Source organism: Thermocatellispora tengchongensis (genome assembly GCF_014202315.1).
GTDB lineage: Bacteria > Actinomycetota > Actinomycetes > Streptosporangiales > Streptosporangiaceae > Thermocatellispora > Thermocatellispora tengchongensis.
This window is the reverse complement of record NZ_JACHGN010000017.1, coordinates 140527-162288: the sequence shown is the minus strand read 5'-3', so window position 1 is coordinate 162288 and position 21762 is coordinate 140527. Positions and strand designations below refer to the sequence as shown.

Here is a 21762-nt window from a genome sequence, read left to right as displayed (position 1 = left end):
TCCGGTGGTGACGCCGGCGGGCCTCAGGCGGGCGGTGCCGCGACCGAGGACCGGCGGATGAGGGGGCAGGGCAGTGTCCGTGCAGGGACGTCGCCCGCGTTCCGGGCGGGGTCGTCGATCAGCTCCATGAGGCGGTTGACGGCCCAGGCGCCCATTTCGTAGTGGGGCAGTTGCAGTGTGGTGAGGCCGGGATACAGACCGTCGGCGATGTACTCCTGGTTGTCGAAGCCGACGACGGAGACATCGGCGGGGATGCGCAGACCGATTTCGGCGGCCGCGCGGTAGGCCCCCATGGCCATGCGGTCGTTGTAGCAGAAGATCGCGGTGGGCCGGGGCGTGCGCTCCAGCAGCCTGCGGCAGGCGAGATAGCCGCCGGTGGACTCGGACTCCTCCTGCACGACGAGTTCCGGATCGTAGGCGATGCCCGCCTCCTCCAGCGCCTGGCGGTAACCGCGCAGGCGGCCGTGGGTGGCGGGAACGTCGTCGCTGTTGAGGGCGAGTCCCACGTGCCGGTGGCCGTGCTCCAGCAGTTCCCGGGTGGCGTCGTACCCTCCCTGGACCTCGTCCGGGACCACGGCGGGCGGCCCGTCGCCTTCGGTCCGGGCGTCGGCCAGGACCAGCGGGAGAGCGCGCAGCGCGGACGGGACCTCGACGATGCGGTGGTACATCGTGGCGTACAGCACCCCGTCGACCTGTTGCTGGTGCAGCGCCTGGATGCCGCGGGCCTCCGCGGCCGGGTCTCCTCCGGTGTTGATGAGCATCAACGCCCACCCTCGGGTCATCGCGACCTCCTGGGCGCCGAGGATCAGCCGGCCGGCGTGCGGGGTGGTCGCGATGTGATCGCTGATCATCCCGAGCATGTGGCTGCGCTGGGTGCGCAGGCCACGCGCCATTTTGTTGGGGGCGTACCCCAGCCGTTCGGCCGTCTCGCGCACCCGGCGACGGGTGTCATCGGGGAGTCGGGAGCCCTCGACGTCGTTGAGGGCGCGAGAGACGGTCGTGATGGACACGCCTGCCTCGCGCGCGACGTCACGGATGCTCGGCCGCCTGGTCACCGCGTCTCTCCTATCCTTCGCTGTCCTCTGGGGGATCCCTCGATGGCGTGATCGGTCGCATCACTCGTCCCAGAGGCCGTGCTCGGGCCACCGGCGCGGCAGCCGCTCTTCGACCGGCGGGAGGTCGGCGTGAGGGGCGTGCGGGTGGAGCTGGTACCAGTACGCGACGCTGGAGTAGTCGTTGCCCTGGTCGTTGGCGTGACCATGCTCAATGGTGACGCGGATGGACTTGGTGAAGCGAACCGGATCCTCGATGTGGAAGCGGTACATACTCCACAGGCCGAAGTGCTCCTGCGGGCTGCCGGCCAGCGAGATCCCGTGGTACGGCCCGGCGTACGCCCCGCTGGGAAATCCCCACGCGGCGTTGAAGTAGTCCTCGGTGCCGGTGCCGTGCAGGGACGGCGGCCACTGCTCGCCATCGATGAAGATCATGTCGTCGCCCTCGCCCGGCCAGGTGAACCGCTGGTTGGAGGCGTCGAAGTTGTCGATGCTCAGCACGCAGCCGACGTAGTGCCCGGTGCCGGTGGCGTCCAGGATGACGTAGTTGTCGTCCCCGGTGAGGTTGACGCCCGGCAGCTCCCACGGCGGCGGGTTCTCCGCGCCGGCGGGGTGCACGACCTTCTGACAGGGCTTCTCCTGCCGGTAGTAGGCGTGGAATCGGCCCATGTCGTCGGGGATCGGCTCCTTGGTGAGCTCGTAGTCGACGTAGTAGAAAAAGTTCTCCACCGGCATGTCGCTCTCGTTGCGCAGCACGATCCTGGCGTGCGAGCCGAACGGCATGGGGAAGTAGCAGTTCATCGCCGCGGCGAACGGGCCCTTGGGGCCGCGGCGCGGGCCGAAGACCATGCTCAGCGGCAGCGACACGTAGTGCGTGCAGGTGGCGTGGCCGACGCCGAAGAAGTCGCCGAGCGGACTGCGTACGCTCGGGTTGTCCTCGCCGTCCCAGTACATCTCGATGACCAGCTTGCGCAGGTACTTCTCCGAGTAGCACCGTGTGGTCAGCCAGATGTGCTCGATGATCCCGCTGCCCTCGATGTCGGCCAGCACGTGGGTCTCGCCAGGGGGGACGACGGCGAAGTCGCGGTTGCCGCCGGTACGGTCCCAGCTTGAGGACCGCAGCGACCTGCCGGCCTTGACCCGGGGAAGCCCCGCCAGCGGGCTAGTCGGCTGCCAGAACTGCATGGACGTGCACCTTTCGTGATATGACTGTCAGCCCTTGACGGCGCCGAGGGTCATGCCCGCGACGATCCGCCGCTGGAGCAGCAGGGTGAACAGGACGACGGGGACCGAGTACAGGGTGGCCAGTGCGGTCATGGGCCCCCATTGCAGGCCGTACTGGGTCTGGAAGTTGGCGATGACGATCGGCGTCGTCTGTGCCCGCACCGCCGTGAGCAGCAGCGCGAACAGGAACTCGTTCCAGGACGCGAGGAACGCGAAGATCGCCGTCACCGCGATGCCGCCGCCGACGACCGGCACCACGACCCGCACCATCGCCTGCAGCCGGGAGCAGCCGTCGACCTGCGCCGCCTCCTCCAGACTGGACGGCACGGCCTCGAAGAAGCTCGCCATCAGCCAGATCGACAGCGGCAGCGAGATCGTCGTGTGGGCCAGGGCGAGCGCGGTCGGCGTGTCGGTGATGCCCGCTCTGCTCATCAGGTTGACCAGCGGGACCCCGACGGCGACCGGCGGCACCATCCGGGTGACCAGGGCGAGCATGACGAAGATCCGCCCGCTCGCCGTCCCGTAGCGGGTGATCCCGTACGCGGCCGGGACCGCGAGCAGGACCGACAGCACCGTGCTGATCACAGCGGTGGACGTGCTGTTGATGAACGAGGGGATCACGCCGGGCGTGGCCAGGGCGGTGCCGTAGTTCTCCAGGCTCCATGCCTTGGGCAGCACCGTCGGTGGCACGGCGATGGCGTCGGTGGGCGGTTTCAGCGAGGTCAGGACGAGGTAGCCGAACGGGAACGCGTACAGCACGACGATGCTGGCCAGCAGCGCCCACAGCAGCGTCCGGGTGCTCGTGCGCGAGGTCATCGCACCACCTTCCCCGGCCGCCAGATGGTGGCGACCGCGATCAGCGCCACGCCCAGCATCGCGATCAGGTAGAGGGTGCCCATGGCGCTGGCGAGCCCGGGCTCGCCGAAGCGCACCATCGTGCGGTAGATGAGCAGGCTGAGCGTCTCGGAGGCCGACTGCGGGCCGCCGTTGGTCTGGATGAGGATCACGTCGAAGGCCCGCGCCGCGTCGATGCCGCGTACGACGAGCGCTACGGCGATGACCGGCCGCAGCAGCGGCAGCGTCACCCGGGTGAGCGTGTGCCAGGGCCCGCTGCCGTCGAGGCGGGCGGCCTCCAGCACGTCGCCCGGGATGTTCTGCAGCCCGGCGAACAGCACCAGAGCCATGAACGACGTGGTCAGCCAGATGTCCGGCAGCGCCACCGAGAACAGCACGATGTCCGGGTCGCTCAGCCAGCCGATCGCGTCGGGCCCGCCGATGATCCCCAGCCGGGTGAGCAGCTCGTTGACGATGCCGAAGTTGTCGATCAGCAGGAACCGCCACAGCAGGCCGGCGACAACGGGGGCGATCATCAGCGGGTACAGGAACAAGGTCCGGATCCACCTCGCCCGCCTGCCCAACGCGTTGAACAGCAGGGCCACCGCCAGGCCGAGGGTGAACTCCAGCGTGACCACGAGCATCGTGTACAGGGCCGTACGACCGGCGGCGCCGAGGAACCCGGGCGAGGTCAGCGCCTCGCCGTAGTTGCCCAGACCGGCGAACTCGCGCGTCCCGGCCAGCGGGGCGATGTCGTACAGGCTGTCCACGATCAGCTTGACCAGAGGCCAGCCGACGAACACCGCCAGGAACACCGCCGCCGGAGCCATCAGCGCCAGCGCGAACCGGTCGTCGGTGAGCCCGCGACCGGGCCGGCGCCGCCGGTGCCGGAGGTGATCATCACCGGCCCGGACGTCGCCGCCGGGGAGCCGGGGATCGGCCCGGCCCACGGTCGGATGCGTACTACTGGGCAAGGCTCTGGACCTTGCCCTTGGCGGCGGCCAGCAGGGCCGCGTAGTCGGCGTCCGGGGTGAGCGACTGCTGCAGTGTCGGGATCAGCACGGTGTCCACGATCTGCTGCCATTTGGCCGTCGCGGGGCGCGGCTTGGTGGCCGTCGCGTTGAGGGTCTCCAGCAGCGGCTCGAAGTGCTCGTAGCCGGGCTTGTCGGCGTACTGCTCGAATGCCGACTTCCGCGCGGCCAGCCCGAGCGAGGACTCGATCGCCATCGCGTTGTTGTCGTAGGCGAACTTGACGAACTCGGTGGCCAGGTCGGCCTGCTTGGTGGCCTTGGGCACCGACAGGTACCAGGGGCCGGGGATGCCCGCCACGCCCGCCGCTCCGCCGATCATGGGGGCGACGCCGACCTTGCCGTGCACCGGGGAGTCCTTCGGGATGAGCGGGAACGCGTGCGCCCAGAACCGCATCATCGCCGTCTTGCCCTGGTTGAACAGGTTCTGCGCACCCGCCCAGTCGAGCTGCTCGGCACCGGGCGGGCTCACCTTGAGCTTGTTGTCGAGGTCGCTGTAGAACGTCAGCGCCTTCAGGTGCTGCTCGTTGTCGATGATGACCTGGCCGGTGGCGTCCAGGACCACGCCCGGTGACCCGGCCTGCAGCACGTGCGCGAGGAATTCGGTCTCGACCGCGCCTTTGACGTCGGTGCCGTACAGCTTGCCGTCGCGGGTGAAGAACGCCGCCGCGTCGTTGAACTGCTCCCAGGTCGTGGGCGGGGCGAGCTCGTAGCCGTGTTTCTTCTTGAAGGCGGCCTGCTCGCCGGCGTCCTCGAACAGGTCCTTGCGGTAGAAGAGGATTTCGGCGTTCGTCCACACCGGCATGCCGACGAACTGCCCGCCGACCTGTGCCTCGGTCACCAGGGCGGGGAACAGGTCGGCCTTCACGTCCGCGGTGAACAGCTCGGTCAGGGGGCGTACGGCCCCGGCGAACGCGGTCAGCCAGATCGCGTCCAGCGCCGCCACGTCGAAGCTGAGGGTGCCGGAGGAAAGCTCGCTGGACAGCCGGTTGAACAGGCCGTCGTACGGCAGCTCGATGAACGTCACCTTCGCGCCGGTCTTCTCGGTGAACGCCTCGGCGATCTTCGTCAGCTCCGCCTTGCCACCCGCCTCGACCAGAACGCTGAGTGCCTTGGCGCCGCCCGCGCCCGATCCGCTCGTCGTACCGCCGGCGCCGCATGCGGTGGCCATTACCGCCAGACCCGACACGCCCGTCCACTTCAACAGGTCGCGTCGGGACAGGCCTGAGTTGTGAGACATGGTGCTCTCTCCCGTCAGCCCGGGGCTCATGCGGTGCACCCCAACCGCCGCTGAGCAAAAACGTTTGCGCAAACGTAAGCCTCCGTGTCGGGCCCGGTCAAGAGGGCGTCGGAAACCTTGTCGTAATTTCCCTGGAACCCGCCCGCGGTCTTGCAGAATCGATTCAGCACGTGTCACCATGTCGCCGGCACGAGGGAGGGCACATGACGTTCCTGGTGATCGGCGAGAGCATCGTCGACCTGATCGGCTCGCCCGGCGCATGGCGGTTCAGCGCCGTCCCGGGAGGCAGCCCGCTCAACGTCGCGGTGGCACTGGCCACGCTCGGGCAACCGGTCAGATTCGCCAGCGAGATCGGCGGCGACTTCTTCGGTGAACTGCTCCGTGACCATCTCGGCCGGCACGGCGTCGGGCACGGCGATCTCGTCCCCGGCGGCGCGACCAGCCTGGCCTTCGCCAGGATCGGCGCCGACGGCTCTGCGTCCTACGACTTCCGGTTCGACTGGCGCTTTTCCGGCCCGGTCTCGCTCGACGGCGTCACCTGCCTGCACACCGGATCGCTGGCCACGCTCGCCGGGCCCGGGGCCGCGCATGTCCGGGAGGTGATGCAGGCGGCGGCCCAGTCGGGGGTCGTCGTCTCCTACGACCCCAATATCCGCCCCTCGCTCATCGGCGACCGGGAGCCCGCGCTGAAGCTGGTCGAGGAGTGCGTACGGCTCTCGCGGCTGGTCAAGGTCAGCGCGGAGGATCTGGCCTGGCTGTATCCCGGCGAGCCGGACCTGGACGCGGCGACACGCTGGGCGGCGTGGCCTGGAGAGCGCCTGGTCGTGGTGACCCAGGGCGGCGACGGCGCGACGGCGATCCTCGGTGACACGGTGATCACCTGCCCCGCTCCCGTCGTCGATCTCGTCGACACGGTCGGCGCGGGCGACACCTTCACCGCGGCCTATCTCGCGGTTCTCGGCGACGGCGAGTTCACCGTGGATCGGGTCCGCGACGCGTTGCGCCGCGGATGCGCGGCGGCGGCCGTGGTGTGCACCCGGGAGGGCGCGGCGCCGCCAAGCCCGCAGGAAATCGACGGGCTGCTCTCCTCGGTGTCGTCGATCCCGGTTTGACAGACCTCATCGCGCCGGGGATATCTCCGCCGGCTTCACGTACAGCGCGGTTGCGAAGGTGTCCGGCTCGGTCGTCACAACCCGAGCATGGACACCCTCGCTCTATCTCCGCGGCTGCCTCTTCACTCTCGCTCAGCCGCCCTCGGTTGCCCGCATGGGGAGGACCGGAGTCCGTCCATCAGGAGGTTCAGCAGGCGAGCCGCCATCGCTTCGTGCTCGGGCGAGCCGGCCACGGTGAAGATGCCGATGAGAGCGGCAGCGATGTCTTCGGCGGGGACGTCGGCGCGGAGTTCCCCGCTCGTGCGGCCGGCCTCAAGGATGTCCTCGATGGCCGCCAGCAGCTCGGTCCGGGTGTGGGCATGGGCGATCTCACCCGATTCGACCATCGCGAGCAGCGTGTCGAGCATCCCGTTCTTGGTCGCGATCCACTCCCCGAACAGGTCCATCCAGCGTCGCAGCGCCGCGGGCGGGTCGAGCTGGGCGAGTAGCTCACGGGCGCCGGCGGTGAGCCGCGAGACCTGGTCCCGGTAGACCGCGTCGACCAGCGACTCGCGGGTGGGGAAGTGCCGGTAGAGAGTGGCGATGCCGACCCCGGCTTCGTTGGCGATCGCGCGCATCGACGGCTCGGTCTCGGCCGAAGCGAACATGCGGGTCGCCACGTCCAGCAGCTGTTGGCGGTTGCGGGTCGCGTCCGCCCGCGGTCTACGGGTCTCTGCGGCGGCCAAAACGGATCACGCTCCACTTGTGCTAGGTTGAGGTCATACAAACGGAGCATAGTCCGTTTACGTCTCACGAGCTGCTCCAGGAGACAGGTGAGCATGAAAGAACCAAGCCCCAACACGCCGGCGACCACGAGCCGGGCGGTCCAGTTCGAGTCGTTCGGCGGACCGGAGGCCCTGAGCATCCGCGAGGTACCCGTGCCGCAGGCCGGCTCGGGACAGATCCGCGTGCGGGTCACCGCGGCCGGCCTGAACCCGATGGACTGGTTCATGACCTCTGACGCACAGACCGCCGCGCGATTCGGCTTGAGCCTGCCGTGCGGGTTCGGCACCGACTATGCCGGGGTCGTGGATCAGGTCGGTGACGGCGTGCGCCAGTTCGTGGCCGGTGACCGGGTGTTCGGCGGCGCCCTGTCCCGCGCGGTCGCCGACTACGTCGTCGTGGACGAGGCGGGGACCATCGTGGCGGGCGGCGAGGCGCACCGTACCCCTGACGGCGTCGACGACCGCACCGCTGCCACCCTCACCATCGCGGGCCGCACGGCGGCCGCAGCTCTGGCCGTGGTCAACCCGGGCGCGGGCGACACGGTGCTCATCGGCGGCGCGGGAGGCGGGGTAGGCGTGTTCGCCGTCCAGCTCGCGCGCCTCGCGGGCGCGCGAGTGATCGGGACGGGGTCGGCAACCTCGGCCGATGCCCTGCGCGCCCTGGGGGCCGAGCCGGTCGCCTATGGCGATGGCCTGGCCGACCGGGTCCGTGCGCTGGCTCCCGCCGGCGTCACTGCGGCCATGGACCTGCACGGGACGGACACGGCGCAGGCGGCACGCGACCTTGGCGTACCCGACGAGCGCATCACCACCATTGCCGCCCAGATCGACGGGATCACGCCGGCGAACGGCGCCAACGCACCCCAGAGCGCCCTGGCGGAGATCGCCGGCCTGGTTGCGGCGGGCCGCCTCCGGGTGCCGATCGCGGCAACCTTTCCGGTCGAGCAGATCCGCGCCGCGGTCGAGCTTCAGGCGGGGCGCCACGTGCACGGAAAGGTCGTCATCGACCTCTAGGAAAGGCCGGGGCCACGACGCTCTTGTTCTCTCGTGTATTCGTCCCGCGTTCTGCGACCACATGACCTCGGACCCGAGGGACCCGAGGCGTGAAAAGGATCAGCCGACCGCCCCACCGGGTGTCCGGATCCGCCGCATCGACAATCAAGAAGGGTCTGAGAAGGACGAGGGCCGCAGATCTGCATTCCTCGTTGAGCACGATCCAGTGGGTCAGCACGGGCTAGGCCGGGCTCGGGCCGTCCGGTTGCCGGGTCGATGTCAGAGAGCGCGAGGTGAGAGCGGCCGGTCCAGTTCGGAGAGCCGGTGAGGAAACCGTGCAGGTAGCTAGGAGATCTTGCGGCGGTAGGCGGTCATGGCGAAGACGTAGGCGACGATGAGGATTCCCACACACCAGGCCAGGGCGATCCAGAGGTCGGTGCCGACCGGCTGCTCGGTGAACAGGGCGCGGATGGCGTTGACGATGGAGGTCACCGGCTGGTGCTCGGCGAAGGCGCGCAGCGGGCCGGGCATGGTGGCGGTGGGCACGAAGGCCGAGCTGAGGAAGGGCAGGAAGATGAGCGGGTAGGAGAACGCGCTCGCGCCTTCCATGGTCTTGGCGGTCAGGCCGGGGATGACGGCGATCCACGTCAATGCCAGGGTGAACAGGATCAGGATGCCGGCGACGGAAAGCCAGGCCGCCAGTTCGGCCCCCGAGCGAAAGCCCATCAGCAGGGCGACGAGCACGACGACCACGAGCGAGACGAGGTTGGCGACCAGCGAGGTCAGCACGTGCGCCCACAGCACCGACGACCGTGCGATCGGCATGGACTGGAAGCGCTCGAAGATGCCGGTCTTCATGTCCATGAAGAGCCGGAACGCGGTGTAGGCGATGCCCGAGGCGATCGTGATGAGCAGGATGCCGGGCAGCATGTAATTCACATACGAAGCTCCCCCTACGTTGATCGCGCCGCCGAACACGTAGACGAACATCAGCATCATGGCGATCGGCATGACCGCGGTCGTGATGATGGTGTCCGGGCTGCGGGTGATGTGGCGCAGGGAGCGTCCCAGCAAGGCGGTGGTGTCGCCGAAGAAGTGCTTGGTCATCGTGGTTCCTTACGCGTTCTTGCCGTTGTCGCCGACGAGGGTGAGGAAGACGTCCTCCAGGGTCGGCTGCTTCTCGACGTATTCGACCTTGGCGGGAGGGAGCAGCTGCTTGAGTTCGGCGAGGGTTCCGTTGACGAGGATTCGGCCCTCGTGGAGGATCGCGATCCGGTCGGCGAGCTGTTCGGCCTCGTCCAGGTACTGCGTCGTGAGCAGCACCGTCGTGCCCTGGGCGGCGAGTTCCTTGACGGCCTGCCACACCTCGATGCGCGCCTGGGGGTCAAGCCCGGTCGTCGGCTCGTCGAGGAAGATGACCGGCGGGTTGCCGATGAGGCTCATCGCGATGTCGAGGCGGCGGCGCATGCCTCCCGAGTACGTGGACACCTTCCGGGCGCCGGCGTCGGTCAGGGAGAACCGGGCGAGCAGGTCGTCGGCGATCTTGCCCGGGTTCTTGAGGTGCCGTAACCGGGCGATCAGCGCAAGGTTCTCGCGCCCGCTGAGGATCTCGTCGACGGCGGCGAACTGTCCGGTGAGGCTGATGGACTCGCGTACGGCCGCGGCCTGCGTGGCGACGTCGAAGCCGTTGACGCCGGCCGTGCCCGCGTCGGCCTTGAGCAGCGTGGACAGGATCTTCACGACCGTGGTCTTGCCCGCCCCGTTCGAGCCGAGCAGGGCGAAAATACTGCCCCGCGCCACGTCGAAGTCCACACCGCGCAGCACACGCAGCTCCTTGTACGACTTCTCCAGGCCCTGCACATGGATCACAGGCCCTCGGGCCTTAGTGGCTGTCATTCAGATATCCGTTCTCTGTTTCGTCATGGCTTGTCGCTCGTGACGCGATTGATGGCGTTGGTCGGCCGTTTTCGCTCCCGGCGGATTCACTGACCCTGCGGGTAGTTCGCAAGAAACGCCTCGGCGAACTCCACCGGGTCCTCCCCCGACGCGCTCTGCTGTCGCGGGCGCGGCCTCGGCGGGTGTTCCAGCACCCTCCCGGGGGCCCGTTCAAGCGCCTGATCGCAGAAGACACGCAGGTGGCCGTCGGGCTGCTCGAGGTCTACGAGCGCTTCGAGATGTTGGAGTTTGACCTGCGTCAGGTCGATTGGCGGGCACGACTTGCTCAGCTCGGCGTTGGCCCGATCCAGTGCCTGCGGCCGATCAGGGCCGCCAGATGCACGCCGGCCCGCAACAGTCGCGGGCAGTACCTACACGTTGAGCCGCCCGGCTCGCTGTCCTCGAGGAACTCCGTTTTCACCCGCAGGCGCGCCTACAAGCTGCTCAGCTCGCCAGGGGCGTCCGGGCGGCACGACAACGACGTCCCGATGGTCAAGGCGCCCCCCGGTGCCTTGGGTTGACGGGTGTTACTTCTCGGCGGTGCCGGGTTTCCCGCTGATGGACTCCTGGTAGATGGCCGCGAAGGTGGGCGAGTCCTTGATCAGGCCGTCGCAGAAGGCGGCGACGTCGTTGCCGATGAGTTCCAGGACTCCCTTGCCGGTCGCGACACCCTCCTCGAAGAAATCGACGATGCCTGGCAGCAGTGACCCGTCAAGCAGGTCGATCGGTCCAACCTTGAAGAGGTACTTCTGCATCTCCTTGTAGACGATCTGATAGTCCGGCGGGAGCGCCTTCACCCGCGCCATGTGCGCCCGCCACTGCTTCTTGCCCTCGATGATGTCCCGGATGCCCACGTCAGCCTCCCAGCCGGCCCAGTTTCCTCGCGACGTTCCTGTTCAACTGCTCGCGCCACCGGTCGCGAAAGTTCCGAGCCCCTGCTCCGCCGGCCAGCGCCGTACAGAAGCCCCCGATGTCGTCACCCAGCACCTCGTGAATGCTCTGCCCTTCGGCCGCCGTCTCTTCGAGCAGCCCCAGAGCATTGTCGAGAATCGGCATCAGGTTGCGGCCGGTGAAGTCCGCGTAGGGAAAAAGATGACCCTTGATCTCTTCCCACGCCGCCCGGTAGTCGGCCGGCAGTGCCGCGGCCCGGACTTCGAACGCCTTCCATTCCCTGGTGAGATCGCTGCCTGTGATGGTCTCCCAGAAGCTCATCGGCCGCCCTCCTTGAGCTTGTCGATCCGTGATGAGACGTACTCCCATTTCGCCCAGAACATCGCGAGTTCTTCGCGTCCCGCGTCGTTGAGCGCATAGAACTTGCGCGGCGGGCCCTGCGCGGACGGTCGTTTCGTCACCTGGACGAGCCCTTTCTTCTCCAGCCGCAGCAGGATGGTGTAAACCGTCCCCTCGACGACGTCGGCGAAGCCGAGTTCGTTCAGCCGGCGCGTGATGGCGTACCCGTACGTCTCCTCGCCGCCGATGATCTCCAGCACGCAGCCCTCTAGCGTGCCCTTGAGCATCTCCGTCAGGTCGTCCATCGTGGCCCTCATCGATCCTGCTACTTTGTAGTACTGAGTACCACTATACGGTACCACTGAGTAGTGGAGCAATGGCACCGGCAGTACGCCGGAAACCACCGCCTGGCGTAGGTTCGTCCGTTGAGAGGGCCGCTTCCGACAACCATGGAAACGGCGCGGCACCAGGTCGACCAGGACACCACGCAATATTCCTTTGACCTGCGCTGATGTCGGTTTGCGACACGGAGCGTCGCGGGCACCATCCCGATTGAGGGACTTGTCCCGTCCCATCCGGGTCTGGGTACCGGTGCTCCCGGTGGGTGCTCGTACCCGCCGGCTACACCTCAGGCCCGTTGTTCCGGGCCGGCATCAACGGCGCCGGCGGGGCCGCTGTCGTACGACGCCGCCCACCACCGCTGGCAGGGCTACTGTGCCGCCGCCGGTGTCGAGACCGGCATCCGCCACCTGCGTCATGCCGAGGAACTGCAGGCTGTCTGGCCGCAGGCACGCTCATCGCCTCGTCCGTCCTCATCACCGCCCCGCCGGCCCAGGCCGACGACCAGTCGATCACTGTGAACTTCTCCCCCGCCGGCGGCTCCCCCACCTACAGGGCCTCGGGCTGGGTTTACGGCATGACCGAGAACGCGTCGGGACCCGCCGACCATTTCTACCGCGATGTGAAGTTCCGCTACATGCGTGCCGGCGGAGACTGGTCAATCCCAAGAAGCTGGAGCGCGTCGGTCACATCTGAACCCGCCGTCTTGTCTCCCTGTCGCCCCCACCGATCCCCGGTGGGGGCGCGGCTGAGAGAGGACGACACGATGGCACGCGTTGTGATCATCGGAGGCGGTTTCGCGGGTGTGTGGAGCGCGGCGGGAGCGGCGCTGGCACGTACCCGCACCATGCACGCGGACACGGGCACCGGCGCGGACCTGCGCATCACGCTCATCACGCCGAACGAGCATCTGGTGCTGCGGCCGCGACTGTACGAGCCGGAGCCGGAGCTGGCTAAGGTCGCGCTGAGTAGGATCCTCGGCCCGATCGGGGTCCAGCACCTGCGGGCCTGGGTGAGCACGATCGACACCGACCGGCGAGTGGTGGTGGCAGGCGGTGAGGAGATCGTCTATGACCGCCTGGTCCTGGCGGCGGGCAGCGCGCTCGTCCGGCCGCGGGACCTGCCCGGCAACGAACGGCTCTTCGACATCGACACTCTGGAGGCGGCCCGTCGTCTCGCCGACCATTTGCGTGGCCGGAAGACCTACTCGGTCGTGGTGGTCGGTGCCGGGTTCACCGGCCTGGAGGCCGCGACCGAACTCGCCGCCCGCGGCCGGGTGCTGCTGGTGGATCGGGCGCAGGCGGTCGGAGAGCAACTCGGCCCGGGCCCGCGCGCGGCCATCGAAGCGGCCTTGGACGAACTGGGGGTCGAACGGCGCCTTGGAACGACGCTGGAGGAGGTGGGCGACGGATACGCCGTCCTGTCCGACGGCACCAAGGTTCCGGCGGACGCGGTGGTCTGGTCGGTGGGCATGCGGGCCAGCGAGCTCACCCGGCAGATCTCCGGCGAACTCGACCATCTCGGCCGGGTGCCGGTCGACCGTCACTTGCGCGCTCTTCCCGAGGTCTTCGTCGCCGGCGACACCGCCGCGGCGGCCTTCGACGCCGAGCACACCGTCATGCAGGCCTGCCAGCACACCACCCCGCTCGGCAAGGTCGCCGGCTACAACGCCGCGGCCGACCTGCTCGGCATCCCGCCGCGCGACTTCACCCCCGGTCCCTACGTCACCTGCCTGGACCTGGGCGGCGCGGGAGGGATCTTCACCCGCGGCTGGGACCGCAGAGTCATGGCCGTCGGCGCCGACGGCAAGTACATCAAGCAGCGGATCAACCAGGCGATCCAGCCGCCGGTAGATGACGCCTCAATGATCCTCGCCGCCGCCGACCGCGTCCACATCGAACTTCCCTTCTTCCCCCGCGCCCAGGAAACCCCCACCCCGGCGGCATAGTCCCCGCCCTGCAGAACACGGGCGGCCCACCAGGCCGCCCGTGTTGCAAGCATCCCTTGACGGACCTGGGGGGGCGAAGCACGTGCCCGCGCAGCCGGGGGCTCTCCTTGCGGCGTTCGGCCTCGGCCGGGACCGACGGGCGGCCCAGTGCTTCTTGGTCTGGCACCAGGTCAGCCAGGAGGCGAGGGCGGCGCGGTTGCGGTTCCGGGTCGCCGGCGCGCATCGGACCCACAGCTCGGTGAGCGCGGCACCGATCTCGGTGTCGGTGACGTCGGCGAGCGGCCGGTCGCGGCCGAGCAGTGCGGTGACGCGGTCGATGGCCGAGGCGTGGGCGCGGGGGGTGTCGGGGTTGGCCGTGCGCGGGGTGGCCAGGAAGGCGGCGGCGGCGAGGCTGACGCCTCTGAGTTCAGCCGGCGGTGTGGGCCGGGCGGGGCAACCATACCTGTGCCGCCAGGACGGCGCTCGCGCCGAACAGCGCTACGCCGAGAGGGACGTGGACGGCGAGGTCGCCGCTTCCACCGACCACGAACTGGACACTGATCAGCACCATCAGGAGCGCGCTGACGGCCAGGTACCGCGCTGATCCGCGGCCTGCCCGCCACACCAGGAACGCGGCGATGATCTGCAGAACCATCGCGACCGTGACGATGGGGCAGATGGCATGGTGCAACTGGCGGCTGCCCTCGCCGGACAGGAGCTGCCCAGCGGTGATCCCCTGCACCAGCAGCGTGGCGGCCAGGAACGCCGTGCTCGCCTTCATCAGGCCGAAGAACCGGGGACGCACGGGCCGCTTCGCATGAACAGAGGAGGGGAGCTCGGCCGACGTTGACATGGGATCACTCTCCTTGGTGGTCGGGGTGCCGGACGGGTGAGGTGCCGGCTGCCTGCTCACCAGGTCACCCGCAGCGTGTTCACGCCGTACACGAGGCTGAAGACGCGGTAGTCCACCTGCTCGTACGGATCGGCCAGGGCGAGGCCGGGGAAGCGCCGCAACAGTGCCGGGAAGGCGATGCGCATCTCCATCCGCGCCAGCGGCGCCCCGAGGCAGTGGTGCACACCATGGCCGAAGGCGACGTGGCCGGCGGCTCCCCGGGTGATGTCGAGTGTCTCGGGATCGCCGACGAAGACAGGATCGCGGTTGGCGGCAGGGAACGAGCAGATCACGAGCGAGCCGGCGGGGATGGCATGCCCGGCGATCTCCACATCCGTCGTGGTCGTGCGCGGCGGCAGCGACTGCACGACGGACAGCCAGCGCAACAGCTCCTCGACGGCCGGCTCGACCCGCGCCGGATCGTCGCGGATCATCGCCAGCTGGTCCGGGTGCCGGAGCAGGGCCAGGGTGCCCAGGCCGAGCATGTTCGAGGTCGTCTCATGCCCGGCCAGCAGCAGAAGTCCCGCGATGCCGATCAGCTCGTCGGTACTGAGACCGTGGCCGTGCTCGCGCACCAGCATGCCCAGCATGTCCTCGCCCGGGTCCGCCTGGGCACGGGCCACCAGGCCGGCCATGTAGGCGCGGTCCTCCCGCTGCGCCACGACGCGCCGCTCCATCGGCAAGGAGGTGTCCAGCAGGCGCACGGCGCGCTCGTGGAACTCGGCGCGGTCGGCATGCGGCACGCCCAGCAGCTCGCAGATCACCAGCGACGGCACCGGCAGCGCGAAGTGCTCCACCAGATCGGCCGGCTTGCCGGCCCGCTCCAGATCGTCCAGAGCCGTCTGGACGATCTCGGTGATCCGCGGCTCCAGCCTGCGCATCCGCCGTACCGTGAACTCCGGGGTGAGCATCCGGCGCAACCGCGTGTGCTCGGGCGGGTCGAATCCGATCAGCTGCCCGGCCCGCATCTTGGCCGGTTCGTCGGCGTTCATCTGCCCGGACCCCGGGAGCGGTGTCAGGGCGCTGCTGAACCGGGCCGGATCCGCCAGCACCTGGCGAACGTCCTCATGGCGGCAGATCACGTACGCGGGCACGCCGAACGGCGTAGTCACCCGCACCACACCCTCGCTGTCGCGAGCCCGGGCCAGGTCCTCGACTGGGTTGAGCCCGTTCCTCCGCATGTGCAGCGGCAATTCCGGGGCTTGCGTCATCGTCTGTCCTTTCGTCCGGTGATCGTGTGGGACCGTCAGGCGCGGGTCTTGGCCGGCAGGCCGACGATCTCGGCGGTGGAGCCTCTCTCGCGCTCGGGGAGCCCTTGTTCTCGGGCTCCGGATGGCGGAGTTCCGAGAACAAGGGCAAGGCCGGCTCAGGGCTGGGTGTCGAGCCACTCCTGGAAGGTGGGTCCGGCGAGCTTGGCGTGCGGGCCGGGCAGGAAGGCGCCGTTGGCGGCCAGCTCGGCATCGGGCATGCCGGACCCGTCGACGCCGACGACCTTGATGCCCCGGCGGGCGCCGAGAAGCTGGGCCGCCTCCGCCATGATCTCCTTGCGGGGGCCGGCGATCTCGGGGATCGGCGTACCGGGGGCGGCGGGGGCGGTGGCCAGGTCGACCAGTTCCTCGGCCACGGTGCGGCAGGCCACGAGCTGGGTGGGCAGGGCCGGGAGGTAGGCGACCTCGCCCTGCTGCCAGTCCAGAAGCCGGCCGACGAACTCGTGGAACTGCGCGGCCCGCAGGATGCGGACGGGGAGCGGACCGGACAGGAGACGTTCCTCGTGCACTTTCTTGGCGGCGAGGAAACCGGCGGTGGCCTTGTCCGCGCCGATGATGGACGCCATGGTGATCTGGGCGACCCCCGCCTGGTGGCCGTACTCGTGCAGGTTGCGGGCCGACGTACGGAAGAACTCCGTCGCGGCGTCCTGGTCGGAGGAGTGCCAGGAGGCGACGTCGATGATGACCTCGACCCCGGTGAGGGCCTCGGCGAGGCCCTCACCGGTGATGATGTCCACGCCGGTGGCGCGGGACATCGGCACGACCTGGTGTCCCCGCTCGGTCAGGACGTCCACGACGTGGCGGCCCAGCCGCCCGGTCGCTCCCGCCACCGCGAACGTGGTGATGCTCATGCTGGGTGCCTTCCTTACTCGGTGTAGTTCTGGCCGGGGGGCATGCCGGGGATCGGCTTGGCGATGAGCGCGGCGGGGGTGAAGAAACCGATGTGGGAGATCGCCATGATGAGCGTCCACATCGCCTTGTCGTCGTAGTGCGCCGACGCCCTGGCGTACAGCTCGTCGGGGACGCGTTCCCCGGACGGGTTCGGGGTGAGGACCGCCTCCACGAGTTCCAGCGCGATCCGTTCGGCGTCGGTGAAGCAGGTGGCGTCCCGCCAGGTGGCCACGGCGGTGATGCGCTCCTCCGATTCCCCGATCCTGCGCAGGTTGCCGGTTTCCCTGATGGTGAAGTACGTGCTGCCGAGGAGCTGCCCGGCGCGAAGGTGCAGCAGGTGGATGGTGGTCTGCGGAATCGCGCCGTTCTGGAGGGCTTTGTGCAGACCTTCGGCGACTTCCGCCAGCTCGGGGAGGAAGGGGAGGGGGTTGGGCATGCGCGACCGCTGGCCGGTCGTCGTGGGCGTGGACATGGGGAAGACGTCCCTTCTCGTCGTATTGCCGTACGGATCGTTCGCGCGGCGTCCTGACGACCACGAGACGACGGCGCCCCGATCCCCGTAACAGCGCGGCCGTGTGACATAGGCCACCCGCCGTGGGTGTTACAACGCGGTGGGGACACACGTCTTGTGCGTGTGGCAATGCTGAGAACGAACAGGCAGGAGCGGGGCATGACCGAGCGGAGCGAACGACGTGCGGACCCGGCCGAGCCGCTCGATCGTGCCGACCACGTCGACTCCGTGGACTCCGTGGACTCTGTGGACTCTGTGGACTCTGTGGACTCTGTGGACTCCGCCACCCAGGCGTTCGTCGCCCACCGCAACCTGCTGTTCACCGTCGCCTACGAGATGCTCGGCTCGGCCGCCGACGCCGAGGACGTCCTACAGGAGACCTGGCTGCGATGGGTGGACGTCGATCTCGACACCGTGCGGGAGAAGCGCGCCTATCTGGTGCGGATCGTCACCCGGCAGGCGCTGGACCGGCTACGCGTGCTCGGCCGGCGCAAGGAGTCCTACGTCGGGCCGTGGCTGCCCGAGCCGTTGCTGACCGCGCCCGACGTGGCCGAGGACGTCGAGCTCGCCGAGAGCGTCTCCATGGCGATGCTGCTGGTGCTGGAGACGCTGCAGCCGACCGAGCGGGCGGTGTTCGTGCTGCGCGAGGTGTTCGATCTGGACTACGACGAGATCGCCGAAGCCGTCGACAAGAGCCCGTCCGCGGTACGCCAGATCGCCTACCGGGCGCGGGCGCACGTCGCCGCGCGCCGGCCACGCGGCATCGCCTCCCCGGCCGAGACCCGGGCCGTGCTCCAGGCCTTCAAGCGAGCGGTCGAAACCGGCGAGTTGCAGAGCCTGCTCGACGTCCTCGCGCCGGACGTCGTCGCCCTGAGCGACGGCGGCGGGGTCAGGCACGCCCTGCTGCGGCCCGTCGTGGGGATCGACAACGTGGCTCGCCTGCTGGCCGTCGGCTGGTGGAAGCGCGACGCGGAACGGTCGGTCGAGCTGGTTCAGATCAATGGCGGCCCCGGGCTGCTCGTACGGGTCGATGGGGAGATCGACGGAGTGGTGGCGGTGCGCGTGGAGAACGGCTACGTCACCGGCGCCTACCACGTGCGTAATCCCGAGAAGTTGTCGCATGTGGAGCGGGAGACCGTGGTGACCCGCTGAGCTCAGCGAGACCGGCAGCGACAGCGGCCACTGGGCGGTCCGGTGCATCCGCTGGGACAGCTCCCGTCCCCGTCGGCTCACGGGCGGGGTGCGAACAGGTGGGACAACCGCTCGCCGAGCTCGTCGTAGGAGCCTTCGGCGGCGACCCGTCCCTCTTCCAGCAGCACGATGTGATCGGCTTGGCGGATGGTGGACAGGCGATGGGCGATGACGAGCGTGGCCCGTCCCGCGGCGGCTTGCCGGAGCGCCTCGGTGAGGCGGGCCTCGTTGTCGGTGTCGAGGTTGGCCACCGCCTCGTCCAGCACGAGCACCGGCGCGCCCGTGGCGAGCGCCCGGGCGATGGCCACCCGGGCACGCTGGCCGCCGGAGAGGGTCGCGCCTCGCTCGCCGACCGGCAGCTCCGGGTCGATGGTGAGCTGGGCGGTGCGCAGGGCGACCGCCGCGTCGGCACCGGGGGCGCCGAGCCGGACGTTCTCTTCGATCGTGCCGGCGAACAGGCGCACGTCCTGCGGCACCACCGTGACGTGCCGGTGCGGTTCGGCGATCCGCGGCAGCGGCACGCCGCCCACCAGGATGCGCCCGCCGTCCGGGTCCCAATAGCGCAGCAGGAGCGACACGCAGGTCGACTTGCCCGCCCCCGAGGCGCCGACCAGGGCGACCGTCTTGCCATACGGAATGCGGAAGGAAACCCCGCGCAGCACTTCGGGCCCGTCCGGGGTGTACCGGAAGCGCACGTCCTCGAAGACCACGTCCGGCTCGGCGGACACCGGGAGGACCTCGCGCGGCGGGGACACGTTGGCGGGCGCGGTGACCAGCGTGTGCACGCGATCGGCCGCCGCACGCAGCGTGCCGTACTCCTTGAGCAGCAGCGCCACCTGGGCCGCGGGGCCCAGGGCGCCGGCGGCCAGCACCATGGCGACCGGGGCGTCGGCCGGGGTGCGAATCGCCGTGGCGACCAGGAGCAGCGTCCCGGCCGCCGCGACGGCGAGGAGCAGGTCGGTGAGGGCCGCCTCCAATCCGCCGCGGGCCGCGTTGGCCGCCTGGGCGCGGGCCAGCCGGCGGGTCTTGCGCGCCAGCAGGTCCCTGCGGCGTTCCAGCGCGCGGAAGGCCGCGAGCTCGGGCATGCCCTGGACGGTGTCGATGACGTCGGAGGTCAGCTCGGCGGTGGCGGCCCGCAGCTCGTCGCCTTGCCGGCGCGAAGCCTTGCGGAACCACAGCGGCACGGCCACCACGCACACGGCCAGCGGCAGCGATACCGTCAGCAGCAGCGGATCGATCATCGCCGCGGCCACGCTGCCGGCCATCAGCACCGTGCCGGCCGTGATGAGCTGCGCCAGAGTGTGCGCGAACAACCACTCCAGGGTCTCGATGTCCGACAGCACGGCCGCGGACAGGTCGCCGCTGCGGCGGCCGAGCAGGCGGGCCGGAGCGATCCTGGCGATCGCGTCGTACACCTGGCCTCTCAGCCTCGCCAGCACCAGGTACGCCAGGTCGTGCGCGACGTAGGTCTCCCACCAGGCGGCCAGCGTGGCCACGGCGACCAGCCCGCCGAGTACCGCGCCGACCAGGTCGAGCGGCGCGCTCTGCCCGCTGATCACCCGGCCGACGAGCCAGGCGCCGGTCACGGTCGCGCCGAGTGCCGCAAGCTGTCCCAGCAGGTTCGAGACGAGGGTGGAGACGAAGGCCCGTCGGTGCGCGCCGACGGCGCCGGCCAGCCAGCGGATGGACGGGTTCATGCCACGGTCTCCAGTAGGGTGCCGTTCTCCAGGGTCACCACATGGTCTGCCTGCCGGATGGTGTCGGGCCGGTGGGCGATCACCAGGCAGGTACGGCCGCGCCGTACCTCGGACAGGGCCTGCTCGGTGCGCGCGTCGACGTGCGAGGTGGCCTCGTCGAGCACCAGGACGGGGGCGTCGGCCAGCAGCGCCCGCGCGATGGCCAGGCGCTGCCGCTGCCCGCCCGACAGCGTCGCCCCGCGCTCCCCCAGCGGCGTGTCGTAGCCGTCGGGCAGCTCGGTGATGAAGTCGTGGGCGGCGGCCAGCCCGGCGGCGGCGACCAGGTCCTCGTCCCCGGCGTCGGGCCTGGCCAGACGCAGGTTCTCGGCCACGGTGCCGTGGAAGAGGTAGGTGTCCTGCGCCACGACGGCGACGCCGCCGCGCAGGGTGTCGAGCGTGAGGTCGCGTACGTCGACTCCGCCGATGGTGATCCTCCCCTGGTCGGGGTCGTGGTGGCGTTGCAGGAGGGCGGCGAGCGTGCTCTTGCCGGCGCCGGACGGTCCGACCAGGGCGACCGTGCTGCCCGGCTCGACGGTGAAGGACACGTCGCGGACGGCGGGCCGGTCGGAGCCCGGATAGGTGAAGGTGACCTGCTCGAACGTGATGGCGGGCGCCGCCGGGAAGTCGCGCCGCGTTCCCCGGTCCTCCACGGCCGGGGACGCCGACAGCAGGGCCTCGATGCCATCGACCGCCGTGATCCCGAGATATCCGGCGTGCCAGGCTTCGGAGAGGTTCTTCACCGGGCGGAAGCACTCCATGGCGATCATCAGGACCGCGAACACCTCCCACGCGCTGCCCGCGGTCGTGGCGGCGAGGACGGCCGCGGCCGTGCCCGCCTGGACGAAGAACGCGCTGATCCCGGTCTCCACCAGCGAGATCCTGAGCTGACGCATGGTGGTCAGGTAGAGGTCGTGGGCGCGTCCGGCAAGCCGCGTGCCGAGTGTGCCGACGGCGCCGAACGCCCGCAGCGTCGCCATGCCCTGCATCGCCTCCAGGTAGTCGGAGGCGAGCGCGGCGAACGCGGCCCATCGGCCGCGTCCCCGCCGCAGCAGCGTCGCGTCCCAGAACCGGGGAATGATCAGGACCCCTGCCACCGCCACGGCGAGCACCGCCGCAGCCGGCGCGTTGACCGTGAACAGCCAGCCGACCAGCGCCACCGGCACGCAGAAGGTGACGACGACCTGCGGCAGGTACCGGCTGAAGTACGGGTCGAGCCCCTCCACGCCCTCGACCAGTGTGGTCTGCACGTTCCCGGTGCGGGCGCCGGTCAGGTGAGCGGGCCCCAGCCGGCCCAGGTGGACGATCAGCCGGTCGCGCAGCCTGGCCTTGACCAGCCCGCCCGCCCACACCGTCACGGCCTCCCTGGCCCACAGGAGCGCCGCCCGTGACGCGATCACCGCCAGGGCCCAGGCCAGCAGGCGCACCGCGGCCATGGCGTCCCCGCGCACCAGGGCCGCCAGGGCCGCGGCGAGCAGGACGGCCTGGGCGACGTACGCGGCGCTGACGGCCAGGCCCAGCCCCACGCAGGCCGCGATGGGCCCGCGCACGCTGCCGGCCAGTTGCAGCAGCCGGCGATGAACGATCACTCGCTGTCC

22 protein-coding genes are annotated in these 21762 nt (G+C 69.8%); 5 read left to right on the top strand and 17 right to left on the bottom strand.

Translation table 11 applies throughout. The features are described from left to right. Positions 1-23: 23 nt before the first annotated feature. The 5 genes from HNP84_RS34570 to HNP84_RS34550 are packed head-to-tail and all read right to left on the bottom strand — an operon-like array spanning position 24 to position 5378. Positions 24-1055, bottom strand: coding sequence for a LacI family DNA-binding transcriptional regulator (locus tag HNP84_RS34570; protein WP_185054255.1), 1032 nt, complete (start codon positions 1053-1055; stop codon positions 24-26). A 60-nt stretch (positions 1056-1115) separates the two neighbouring features. Further along, positions 1116-2237 carry a glycoside hydrolase family 172 protein gene (locus HNP84_RS34565; RefSeq protein ID WP_185054254.1) on the bottom strand — a complete coding sequence of 374 codons (1122 nt, stop codon included), beginning with the start codon at positions 2235-2237 and terminating at the stop codon, positions 1116-1118. 27 nt (positions 2238-2264) lie between these two features. Then, on the bottom strand, positions 2265-3092 hold the full coding sequence (locus tag HNP84_RS34560; RefSeq protein ID WP_185054253.1) for a carbohydrate ABC transporter permease: 828 nt from the start codon (positions 3090-3092) through the stop codon (positions 2265-2267). Continuing rightward, positions 3089-4084 carry a carbohydrate ABC transporter permease gene (locus HNP84_RS34555; RefSeq protein WP_221337141.1) on the bottom strand — a complete coding sequence of 332 codons (996 nt, stop codon included), beginning with the start codon at positions 4082-4084 and terminating at the stop codon, positions 3089-3091. Before HNP84_RS34555 ends, HNP84_RS34560 begins: the two co-directional genes overlap by 4 nt. Next, on the bottom strand, positions 4074-5378 hold the full coding sequence (locus tag HNP84_RS34550; RefSeq protein WP_185054252.1) for an ABC transporter substrate-binding protein: 1305 nt from the start codon (positions 5376-5378) through the stop codon (positions 4074-4076). Before HNP84_RS34550 ends, HNP84_RS34555 begins: the two co-directional genes overlap by 11 nt. 203 nt (positions 5379-5581) lie before the next feature. On the opposite strand from HNP84_RS34550, the gene HNP84_RS34545 reads away from it, so the two are divergent. Beyond that, positions 5582-6490 (top strand): carbohydrate kinase family protein, encoded by a 909-nt coding sequence (locus HNP84_RS34545; RefSeq protein ID WP_185054251.1) that lies wholly within the window; start codon positions 5582-5584, stop codon positions 6488-6490. 122 nt (positions 6491-6612) lie between these two features. On the opposite strand, the gene HNP84_RS34540 is transcribed toward HNP84_RS34545, so the two are convergent. Continuing rightward, the gene (locus HNP84_RS34540) at positions 6613-7215 is read right to left on the bottom strand and encodes a TetR/AcrR family transcriptional regulator (protein WP_185054250.1); all 603 of its coding nucleotides are present in this window, start codon (positions 7213-7215) and stop codon (positions 6613-6615) included. Positions 7216-7308: 93 nt separating this feature from the next. Here HNP84_RS34540 and HNP84_RS34535 point away from each other — a divergent pair, with 93 nt between their 5' ends. Next, on the top strand, positions 7309-8268 hold the full coding sequence (locus HNP84_RS34535; protein ID WP_185054366.1) for an NADP-dependent oxidoreductase: 960 nt from the start codon (positions 7309-7311) through the stop codon (positions 8266-8268). A 324-nt stretch (positions 8269-8592) separates the two neighbouring features. On the opposite strand, the gene HNP84_RS34530 is transcribed toward HNP84_RS34535, so the two are convergent. Then, on the bottom strand, positions 8593-9354 hold the full coding sequence (locus HNP84_RS34530) for an ABC transporter permease (RefSeq protein WP_185054249.1): 762 nt from the start codon (positions 9352-9354) through the stop codon (positions 8593-8595). A gap of 9 nt (positions 9355-9363) precedes the next feature. Continuing rightward, positions 9364-10116, bottom strand: a complete 753-nt coding sequence (locus tag HNP84_RS34525; protein WP_312926435.1) for an ABC transporter ATP-binding protein — start codon at positions 10114-10116, stop codon at positions 9364-9366. A gap of 266 nt (positions 10117-10382) precedes the next feature. Here HNP84_RS34525 and HNP84_RS34520 point away from each other — a divergent pair, with 266 nt between their 5' ends. Then, positions 10383-10703 carry a hypothetical protein gene (locus HNP84_RS34520; protein WP_185054247.1) on the top strand — a complete coding sequence of 107 codons (321 nt, stop codon included), beginning with the start codon at positions 10383-10385 and terminating at the stop codon, positions 10701-10703. A gap of 6 nt (positions 10704-10709) precedes the next feature. Here HNP84_RS34520 and HNP84_RS34515 read toward each other — a convergent pair whose 3' ends face one another. Genes HNP84_RS34515 through HNP84_RS34505 form a run of 3 tightly spaced genes read right to left on the bottom strand, consistent with a single transcriptional unit; the run spans position 10710 to position 11717 of the window. Then, entirely contained in the window at positions 10710-11036 is a 327-nt protein-coding gene (locus HNP84_RS34515; RefSeq protein WP_185054246.1) for a DUF1048 domain-containing protein, read from the bottom strand. A gap of 1 nt (position 11037) precedes the next feature. After that, positions 11038-11394, bottom strand: coding sequence for a DUF1048 domain-containing protein (locus HNP84_RS34510; protein WP_185054245.1), 357 nt, complete (start codon positions 11392-11394; stop codon positions 11038-11040). Beyond that, entirely contained in the window at positions 11391-11717 is a 327-nt protein-coding gene (locus HNP84_RS34505) for a PadR family transcriptional regulator (RefSeq protein ID WP_185054244.1), read from the bottom strand. Before HNP84_RS34505 ends, HNP84_RS34510 begins: the two co-directional genes overlap by 4 nt. Before the next feature lie 611 nt (positions 11718-12328). On the opposite strand from HNP84_RS34505, the gene HNP84_RS34500 reads away from it, so the two are divergent. After that, entirely contained in the window at positions 12329-13699 is a 1371-nt protein-coding gene (locus HNP84_RS34500) for an NAD(P)/FAD-dependent oxidoreductase (RefSeq protein WP_221337139.1), read from the top strand. Positions 13700-14105: 406 nt separating this feature from the next. Here HNP84_RS34500 and HNP84_RS34495 read toward each other — a convergent pair whose 3' ends face one another. The 4 genes from HNP84_RS34495 to HNP84_RS34480 form a co-directional block, all read right to left on the bottom strand. Then, the gene (locus tag HNP84_RS34495) at positions 14106-14531 is read right to left on the bottom strand and encodes a hypothetical protein (protein WP_185054243.1); all 426 of its coding nucleotides are present in this window, start codon (positions 14529-14531) and stop codon (positions 14106-14108) included. A 56-nt stretch (positions 14532-14587) separates the two neighbouring features. Beyond that, positions 14588-15781, bottom strand: coding sequence for a cytochrome P450 (locus HNP84_RS34490; protein ID WP_185054242.1), 1194 nt, complete (start codon positions 15779-15781; stop codon positions 14588-14590). Between the two features lie 155 nt (positions 15782-15936). After that, positions 15937-16689, bottom strand: coding sequence for an SDR family oxidoreductase (locus HNP84_RS34485; RefSeq protein WP_185054241.1), 753 nt, complete (start codon positions 16687-16689; stop codon positions 15937-15939). A gap of 14 nt (positions 16690-16703) precedes the next feature. After that, positions 16704-17201, bottom strand: a complete 498-nt coding sequence (locus tag HNP84_RS34480) for a carboxymuconolactone decarboxylase family protein (protein ID WP_185054240.1) — start codon at positions 17199-17201, stop codon at positions 16704-16706. A 198-nt stretch (positions 17202-17399) separates the two neighbouring features. Here HNP84_RS34480 and HNP84_RS34475 point away from each other — a divergent pair, with 198 nt between their 5' ends. Then, positions 17400-18392, top strand: a complete 993-nt coding sequence (locus tag HNP84_RS34475; protein ID WP_185054239.1) for an RNA polymerase sigma-70 factor — start codon at positions 17400-17402, stop codon at positions 18390-18392. A gap of 77 nt (positions 18393-18469) precedes the next feature. Here HNP84_RS34475 and HNP84_RS34470 read toward each other — a convergent pair whose 3' ends face one another. Both HNP84_RS34470 and HNP84_RS34465 read right to left on the bottom strand, forming a co-directional pair. Next, a complete protein-coding gene (locus HNP84_RS34470) occupies positions 18470-20128 on the bottom strand; it encodes an ABC transporter ATP-binding protein (protein WP_185054238.1) in 1659 nt (552 codons plus the stop codon). Beyond that, entirely contained in the window at positions 20125-21753 is a 1629-nt protein-coding gene (locus HNP84_RS34465; protein WP_185054237.1) for an ABC transporter ATP-binding protein/permease, read from the bottom strand. The genes HNP84_RS34470 and HNP84_RS34465 overlap by 4 nt, the downstream gene beginning before the upstream one ends. Positions 21754-21762: the final 9 nt, after the last annotated feature.

Bases quoted from the DNA above. Each gene is read 5' to 3' on its own strand.
- HNP84_RS34490 (WP_185054242.1), bottom strand. From the start codon at position 15,781: ATGACGCAAGCCCCGGAATTGCCGCTGCACATGCGGAGGAACGGGCTC.
- HNP84_RS34535 (WP_185054366.1), top strand. From the start codon at position 7,309: ATGAAAGAACCAAGCCCCAACACGCCGGCGACCACGAGCCGGGCGGTC.
- HNP84_RS34560 (WP_185054253.1), bottom strand. From the start codon at position 3,092: ATGACCTCGCGCACGAGCACCCGGACGCTGCTGTGGGCGCTGCTGGCC.
- HNP84_RS34485 (WP_185054241.1), bottom strand. From the start codon at position 16,689: ATGAGCATCACCACGTTCGCGGTGGCGGGAGCGACCGGGCGGCTGGGC.
- HNP84_RS34545 (WP_185054251.1), top strand. From the start codon at position 5,582: ATGACGTTCCTGGTGATCGGCGAGAGCATCGTCGACCTGATCGGCTCG.
- HNP84_RS34480 (WP_185054240.1), bottom strand. From the start codon at position 17,201: ATGTCCACGCCCACGACGACCGGCCAGCGGTCGCGCATGCCCAACCCC.
- HNP84_RS34470 (WP_185054238.1), bottom strand. From the start codon at position 20,128: ATGAACCCGTCCATCCGCTGGCTGGCCGGCGCCGTCGGCGCGCACCGA.
- HNP84_RS34565 (WP_185054254.1), bottom strand. From the start codon at position 2,237: ATGCAGTTCTGGCAGCCGACTAGCCCGCTGGCGGGGCTTCCCCGGGTC.
- HNP84_RS34475 (WP_185054239.1), top strand. From the start codon at position 17,400: ATGACCGAGCGGAGCGAACGACGTGCGGACCCGGCCGAGCCGCTCGAT.
- HNP84_RS34510 (WP_185054245.1), bottom strand. From the start codon at position 11,394: ATGAGCTTCTGGGAGACCATCACAGGCAGCGATCTCACCAGGGAATGG.
- HNP84_RS34530 (WP_185054249.1), bottom strand. From the start codon at position 9,354: ATGACCAAGCACTTCTTCGGCGACACCACCGCCTTGCTGGGACGCTCC.
- HNP84_RS34505 (WP_185054244.1), bottom strand. From the start codon at position 11,717: ATGGACGACCTGACGGAGATGCTCAAGGGCACGCTAGAGGGCTGCGTG.
- HNP84_RS34495 (WP_185054243.1), bottom strand. From the start codon at position 14,531: ATGTCAACGTCGGCCGAGCTCCCCTCCTCTGTTCATGCGAAGCGGCCC.
- HNP84_RS34500 (WP_221337139.1), top strand. From the start codon at position 12,329: ATGACCGAGAACGCGTCGGGACCCGCCGACCATTTCTACCGCGATGTG.
- HNP84_RS34550 (WP_185054252.1), bottom strand. From the start codon at position 5,378: ATGTCTCACAACTCAGGCCTGTCCCGACGCGACCTGTTGAAGTGGACG.